Origin of the sequence: Actinomadura geliboluensis (assembly GCF_005889745.1) — a bacterium.
Taxonomy (GTDB): domain Bacteria; phylum Actinomycetota; class Actinomycetes; order Streptosporangiales; family Streptosporangiaceae; genus Spirillospora; species Spirillospora geliboluensis.
In genome coordinates, this window is record NZ_VCKZ01000750.1 from 1 (window position 1) to 1,125 (window position 1,125).

Annotated in this window: 1 protein-coding gene and 1 pseudogene; one reads left to right on the plus strand and one right to left on the minus strand. The window is 69.0% G+C overall.

Going from position 1 to position 1,125, the window contains the following annotated elements:
* Window positions 1–205, minus strand: a pseudogene (locus ETD96_RS46355) (hypothetical protein); the annotation flags it as partial.
* Between the two features lie 79 nt (window positions 206–284).
* Between ETD96_RS46355 and ETD96_RS44015 the strand changes: the two are divergent.
* Window positions 285–911 carry a hypothetical protein gene (locus tag ETD96_RS44015; protein WP_138642384.1) on the plus strand — a complete coding sequence of 209 codons (627 nt, stop codon included), beginning with the start codon at window positions 285–287 and terminating at the stop codon, window positions 909–911.
* Window positions 912–1,125: the final 214 nt, after the last annotated feature.

Consider the following 1,125-nt stretch of genomic DNA (forward strand, 5'->3'; position numbering starts at 1 on the left):
CAGGCGTATGGGACGCCCGCCACACGGCACCGTCCCGCTCGACGCGGAACGCCGGGTCATGAGGCCCCCGTTGATGCGGCGAGACCGTCCCGTGCAGGTCCAGCGGCCACGGCGGCCGCCACTCCCGAACCCGGCCGGGGAGACGCCCAGCGGTCTTCTCCCCGGCCGCACGGGCGAACGGCGTACCGGACGACACCAGAGCCACCGACCACCCACCGTCCACTCGACCGTCCGCACTTCGCGCTGCCGCGCCCCAGTGTGCCACCGCCAGGCAAACTGGACCCATGAGCGGCACGGAAGCCCTCGCCATCGCGCTCGGCATCGCCCTCAGCCTGCCGATCCCCTCCTCCGTGTTCATCTATCTCCGCACCCGGCGCCGCGAAAGAGAGCAGCAGAAGAACCGGGAGCAGGCCCACGACGCCTTGGTCAACTGGCTCCCCTACTACCGCCGCGCCGAACTCCACTACATCCGGCAACGCGTCGAACACCCCGGCACCCAGGCCGCCCGCGACGCGCACTCGGCGTCCTTCCGCGAACGCTCGACCGCCCAAGGGAAACTCTTAGATGTGCGGATCGCGTACACCGACCCGCGCATCCTGATGCTGGCGCAACGCGCGTTCGACCTCACCGGCCAAATCCACTACGCGGAAACCCCGGAGCAGGCCGCCCAGGACGCAGCCAAGGCAATCGAGGCGCTCCGCGCCTTCATCACCGCCACCGGCGCCACCGTCCACCCCACAACACCCCTGACCGAGGTGTGGCCCCCCGACGCCGGAGAACTGCTCCCGCAAGCGAGTGCCGACAGAGAAGCGGATAGCGGTCAGAACGAGCTCCACACCGGCCCAGGCACAGAGGTGGCGTCACCCAAGACCGCACCGCACATCAGCAGACGCAATGAAGTAGACACATGACTGCCCCACTCAGAGGTCGTGCGCGCCCTGCTTGATCTGCGTCACCATCGCCGCCCACACGCGTCCCGCTCCAGGGGCAGAGCCCCACCGTGCGGGTCCCGGGCGTGTGGTTATGCGGCCTGGGTCCAGGGCGGTGGGCGGCTGGGTTCGGGGAGGGTTCTGATTCTGGGCTGGCTCTTATACACATCTCCGAGCCCACGAGACCCTAAGACAA